Below are 5,356 nucleotides of genomic sequence, written 5' to 3'. Positions count from 1 at the left end.
TGGCCCCGGCCGGGCAGACGGCCGCGCAGGCCCCGCAGCCGGTGCAGCGGCGGTCGCCGGAGGGGTGGAGGGGGACGGATCCTGCCTCCCTGTACGGGCGGCCGCCCGGCAGGTGAAGGGCCGGGGGCGCGGCGGGGTCAAGGGCCTCGGCCGCCGCCTCTCCCTCGGCGGCAAAGCGGGCGAGAAAGGCCGCGTCCTCCCCGTCGGGTCGGCCCTGGCCCACGGTGGGGAAGATGGAGTGCTGGGCCACCGCCGCGGCCGCCCCCACCGTGTGAAAGCCCCCCGCCTCCAACAGGTCGGAGAGCTCCACCAGGCAGTCGTCAAAGTCGCGGTTGCCGTAGACCGCCACCGCCAGGGCGGGCCCATCCTCCCCCTTCAGGCGGCGCAGGCTCTCGGCACAGAGGGCGGGCACCCGCCCGGCGTAGACCGGGACGCAGACCACCGCCAGGCAGTCGGCGGGAAGGGCCCATTCCTCCGTCAGGGGCTGGCGCAGGAGGTTGCGCCCCTGGGTGGGGAGGGCGAGTCCCTCGCCGATGAGGCAGGCGGTCCGCTCGGTGGTGCCGGCGGCGCTGAAGTAGATGAGCTGGGCGCTTTTGATCTTCATTTGGTTCTCCTCTTTCTCTCTCGGTTTTTCTCCACTATCCCCCAAAGAAAACAGCCTGTCAAGCGGGGCCCGCTTTACAGGTGCAAAAAGGGCCCGCCGGCGCCTCCTCCGCACAAAAGCGGGGAGGAGCCGAAGCGGGCCCAAAACGGCAGCGACAGGGGGTGAGGGTGAGCAAACAGCTACTCGCCGTCCTCCTCGTCCCAGTTGTGCCAGATGTCCTGCACGTCGTCGTCCTCTTCCAGGTGGTCGATGAGCAGGCCGATCTTCTTGATTTGGTCGGGGTCGTCCAGGTGGGTGGTGGTGCTGGGGAGATAGGCCACCTCGGCCGAGTAGAAGACAAATCCCTTTTTGTCAAAGTACTCCCGCGCGGCGGAGAAGCCCTCGGGGGCGACGGTGCACTCGATCACCCCGTCCTCAAAGGTGTAGTCCTCCACCCCGGCTTCCAGGGCGTCCTCCATAAAGGCCTCCTCGTCCATCCCGTCGGCGTTCAGGTCGATGACCCCCTTCTGGGTGAAGAGGAAGGAGACACAGCCCGACTGGCCCAGGTTGCCGCCGAACTTGTCAAAATAGTGGCGGATGTTGGCCGCGGTGCGGTTGCGGTTGTCCGACAGGGTCTCCACCAAAAAGGCGGTGCCGCCGGGGCCGTATCCCTCGTAGAGGATCTCTTCATAGGTGTCCTTGCCCTCGCCCATGGCCTTTTTGATGACCCGTTCGATGTTGTCGTTGGGCACGTTGTTGGCCTTGGCATTGGCGATGGCGTCGCGCAGCTTGGAGTTGGAGGCGGGGTCAGGCCCGCCCTCTTTGACGGCGACCGAGATCTCCCGGCCGCACTTGGTGAAGATCTTGGCCTTCGCGCCGTCGGTCTTCTCCTTCTTGCGCTTGATGTTGTTCCACTTGGAATGTCCCGACATGGTGTGTCCTCCTTTTTCCTATTTTGGTTCGCCGGGCGGGGTGGGGTCACAGGGGCCCTCCCGCTCTTCCATTTCTAAGATGGCGGCGATGAGCTCGTTCAGCCGCGCCGTCTCGCCCTTTAAGTCCAGGTAACCCACCAGGGCTTCCAGCCCGGTGGCGGCCCGGTACTCCGCCGGACTGGCGTTTTTGGGGACGGTCACCCCGCTGGCGTTGCGCCCCCGCTTGTAGATCTGCCGCTCCTCCTCGGTGAGGCGGTCGTATATGTAGCGCACGGCCCGGCACTGGGCCGAGGCGCGCACGTGCTGCACACAGAGGTTGTGGAGCTTTTTGGGGGGCATGCTCCCCCCCGCTTCCACCAGGTAACGGCGGATCGCCAGCTCGTAGACCCCGTCGCCGAGAAAGGCCAGGGTCAGCGGGCTGAGCTGTTTTGGGTGTTCCAAAGGCATCCCCCTCTTTTAGTAGACAAAGGTGAACTCGAAATCGCCCACCCGCACGGTGTCCCCCTCCTGGATGCCCATCTCCTCCAGCCGGTCGATGACGCCGCTCTGGCGCAGCACCCGCTGGAAGTACTGGAGGGACTCGTAGTCGTCCATATTGACCGAGCCCAGCAGGGCCCCGGCCCAGTCGCAGACCACCTCGTAGGCCGCGTCGTCGGCCCGGCGGACGGTGAACTGGCTGTAGTCGAGGGGCTTTGCCTCCTCCCGCACGAAATCGCTCTCGTAGCGGACGATGGGGGGCAGCTCTTCCAGGGCGCGGCTGACGGCGTTCACCAGCTCCCGCAGGCCCTGGCGGGTGGCGGCGGAAACCACATAGAAGGGGTAGCCCTGCTCGCGGACAAAGGCGCCAAAGCGCGCGATCTGCTCGTCGCTGGCCAGCTCACACTTGTTGGCGGACACGATCTGCGGCCGCTGGGCCAGCTCACTGCTGAAGTTTTCCAGCTCCCGGTTGATGGCGGCAAAGTCCTCGCAAGGGTCGCGCCCCTCCAGGCCCGAGACGTCCACCACGTGCAAAATCAGCCGACAGCGGTCCACGTGGCGCAGGAAGTCGTGCCCCAGGCCGACCCCCTCGCTGGCCCCCTCGATGAGGCCGGGGATGTCGGCCATGACGAAGGAGTGCCCCTCCTCCACCGAAACCACCCCCAAGACCGGGGAGAGGGTGGTGAAGGGGTAGTTGGCGATCTTCGGTTTGGCGGCGCTCACCGCCGAGATGAGGGTGGACTTGCCCACGTTGGGGAAGCCCACCAGCCCCACGTCCGCCAACAGCTTGAGTTCCAGCACCAGCTCGAACTCCTCCCCCGGCTGGCCGGGCTTGGCAAAGCGGGGCACCTGGCGGGTGGCGGTGGCGAAGCGGGCGTTCCCCGCGCCGCCCCGGCCGCCCAGGGCCACGGCCACCGGCTCGTCCCCCGAGAGGTCGGCCATCACCTTGCCGGTGCCGGCCTCCTTCACCAGGGTGCCCTTGGGGACCTTGATGAGGATGTCCTGCCCGCTCTTCCCCTTGCGGTTGCCGCCGGAGCCGTTTTCGCCCCGCTCGGCCGCGAACTTGCGCTTGAAGCGAAAGTCCACCAGGGTGGAGAGGTTGGTGTCCACCTGAAAGACCACGTTGCCCCCCCGGCCGCCGTCGCCGCCGTCCGGGCCGCCCGCGGCCACATATTTTTCCCGGCGGAAGGAGACGGCCCCGTCCCCCCCGTCGCCGGCCTTGACCTTGATTTTCACTACATCGACAAACATCGGTTCACCCGTTCGCGCCCGCTGGCGCGCCTTTCTCGGAGAGCGTTCTCCCGCCCTGCCTCTCCCCCTTACCTTTTCCCGGTTTGCCGGGGCCCATGCGGGCGGGGGAGCGGCGGCCTTTTTTCAAAAGGAAATCCCGAGCTTTCGCCCGGGATTTCCGAAAAGGCTCATCTGCAAAGGGCGAAAAACCGCCGGGTCGCTTTTCTACGCCTCGTAGACGCTGACCTTTTTGCGGTCTTTGCCGACGCGCTCGAACTTCACCTTGCCGCTGACTTTGGCAAACAGGGTGTCGTCAGACCCGCGGCCCACGTTCTCACCCGGGTGGATGTGGGTGCCGCGCTGGCGGACCAGGATGTTGCCGGCCAGCACGAACTGACCGTCGCCCCGCTTCACGCCAAGGCGCTTGGACTCGGAGTCACGGCCGTTCCGGGTGGAACCGACGCCTTTCTTATGGGCAAAAAACTGGATATTGAGTTTCAGCATTCCTCTACACCTCCGTATCGGTTATGACAATGTTTTTGGGATAGTCCTGCGCCAGCAGCGACAACTGCAGGTACAGGCTTTCAAAGAGCAGCTTGGCGCCCTCGCCCCCCCCTTCGCAGCGAAGGGAGATGTCCCCCTCGTGTACCGAGAGGTCGGCGGGCAGCCCCGCGCACTCCGTCAGGCCGTTCGCCGCCATCTGCACCGCAGAGGTGACCGAGGCGCAGACAATGTCCTGTCCGCTCTCGGCAAAGCCGGCGTGGCCCTTGACTCGAAACCCGACGATCTCGCCGCCGCGGCGGCAAAAGCGGATGCGAATCATTTCCTTACGCGTTGATGGCGGTGATCTCTACCTTGGTGTAGGGCTGCCGGTGACCCATCTTGCGCTTGGAGTCCTTTTTGGGGCGGTAGGTGAATACCGTGATTTTTTTGCCCTTGCCGGACTTGACGATCTTGCCGGTGACGTTGGCGCCCTCGACAAAGGGGGTGCCGACCTTCAGCCCGTCGTCGCCGGAGATGGCAACGACCTGCTCGAAGGTGTAGTCGGCGCCGTCTTCTGCGTCGAGCTTCTCGATGTAGACGACATCGCCCTGGGAAACCTTGTACTGCTTCCCGCCGGTCTGGATAACTGCGTACATATTTGCACCTGCTTTACATTAGACTCGCTGTATACATAGGCGGCGGGAGACCCGCTCTTATGTTTGCCCAGAACATGCGGCTTCCCTAGTTTAGCAAATTTCTCCCGCCCTGTCAAGGGAAAATCCCCATGACAAAGCCGTTTTTCGCGGTTTTTGCGCCCCTATCTCCCCCCGGCGGCGCGCAGGGTGTTTTGCATGAGCATGGCGATGGTCATCGGCCCCACCCCACCGGGGACCGGGGTGATGTAGGCGGCCTTTTGGGCGGCGGCGGCAAAGTCCACGTCCCCGCAGAGTTTGCCGGCGGCGTCCCGGTTCATCCCCACGTCGATCACCAGGGCGCCGGGCTTCACCATCTCGCCGGTGACAAAGCCCGCCCGCCCCACCGCCGCCACCAGGATGTCGGCCCGGGCGGCGATCTCCTTTAAGCCCTGGGTGCGGGAGTGGCAGACGGTGACGGTGCCGTTTCGCCCCAACAGCAGCAGGGCGGTCGGCTTGCCCACGATGTTGGAGCGGCCGATGACCACGCAGTGCTTGCCCTCCACCGAGACGCCAGTGGAGTCGATGAGTTCCAATATCCCCGCGGGGGTGCAGGGGACAAAGCCGGGCTCCCCCACCAGCAGCCGGCCGGCGCTCTGGGGGTGAAAGCCGTCCACGTCCTTGTCGGGGGGGATGGCCTCGATGACCGCCCGCTCGTCGATCTGCGGCGGCAGGGGGAGCTGCACCAGGATGCCGTGCACCGCATCGTCGCCGCCCAGGGCGGCGATGCGCGCCAGCAGCTCCTCCTGGCTGGTCTGCGCCGGGAGACGGTAGACCCGGGAGGAGATGCCCACCTCGGCGCAGGTCCGCTCCTTGTTGCGCACATAGATCTGGCTTGTCTCTTATACCCATCTAGATGTGTCTAAGCAACAGGTGTCCCCCTCCTGGATGCCCATCTCCTCCAGCCGGTCGATGACCCCCCACTGGCCCACCCCCCGCAGGCAGTCCTGCCGGTACCC

The 5,356-nt window shown here is 65.7% G+C and carries 7 protein-coding genes and 1 pseudogene; all 8 read right to left on the bottom strand.

What is annotated here, in order from left to right; translation table 11 throughout:
- The coding region (locus BN3266_RS07420) for a flavodoxin family protein (protein WP_059004651.1) at positions 1–604 on the bottom strand (604 nt) is incomplete at its 3' end.
- Between the two features lie 179 nt (positions 605–783).
- Positions 784–1,515, bottom strand: coding sequence for a YebC/PmpR family DNA-binding transcriptional regulator (locus BN3266_RS07415; protein WP_059004650.1), 732 nt, complete (start codon positions 1,513–1,515; stop codon positions 784–786).
- Positions 1,516–1,533: 18 nt separating this feature from the next.
- Positions 1,534–1,956, bottom strand: coding sequence for a Mini-ribonuclease 3 (locus BN3266_RS07410; RefSeq protein ID WP_242861742.1), 423 nt, complete (start codon positions 1,954–1,956; stop codon positions 1,534–1,536).
- A 15-nt stretch (positions 1,957–1,971) separates the two neighbouring features.
- The gene (gene obgE / locus BN3266_RS07405; protein WP_059004648.1) at positions 1,972–3,243 is read right to left on the bottom strand and encodes a GTPase ObgE; all 1,272 of its coding nucleotides are present in this window, start codon (positions 3,241–3,243) and stop codon (positions 1,972–1,974) included.
- 204 nt (positions 3,244–3,447) lie between these two features.
- Entirely contained in the window at positions 3,448–3,726 is a 279-nt protein-coding gene (gene rpmA, locus BN3266_RS07400) for a 50S ribosomal protein L27 (protein ID WP_021659950.1), read from the bottom strand.
- A gap of 4 nt (positions 3,727–3,730) precedes the next feature.
- Positions 3,731–4,045, bottom strand: a complete 315-nt coding sequence (locus tag BN3266_RS07395; protein ID WP_021659951.1) for a ribosomal-processing cysteine protease Prp — start codon at positions 4,043–4,045, stop codon at positions 3,731–3,733.
- 4 nt (positions 4,046–4,049) lie between these two features.
- Positions 4,050–4,361, bottom strand: coding sequence for a 50S ribosomal protein L21 (gene rplU / locus BN3266_RS07390; RefSeq protein ID WP_021659952.1), 312 nt, complete (start codon positions 4,359–4,361; stop codon positions 4,050–4,052).
- Positions 4,362–4,522: 161 nt separating this feature from the next.
- Positions 4,523–5,233: pseudogene (locus tag BN3266_RS07385) on the bottom strand (bifunctional 5,10-methylenetetrahydrofolate dehydrogenase/5,10-methenyltetrahydrofolate cyclohydrolase); the annotation flags it as partial.
- Between the last annotated feature and the right edge of the window lie 123 nt (positions 5,234–5,356).

Source organism: Bittarella massiliensis (ex Durand et al. 2017) (genome assembly GCF_001486165.1).
GTDB lineage: Bacteria > Bacillota > Clostridia > Oscillospirales > Ruminococcaceae > Bittarella > Bittarella massiliensis.
Note: the sequence above shows the minus strand (reverse complement) of the source record. Positions and strands in the feature narration are given on the sequence as shown.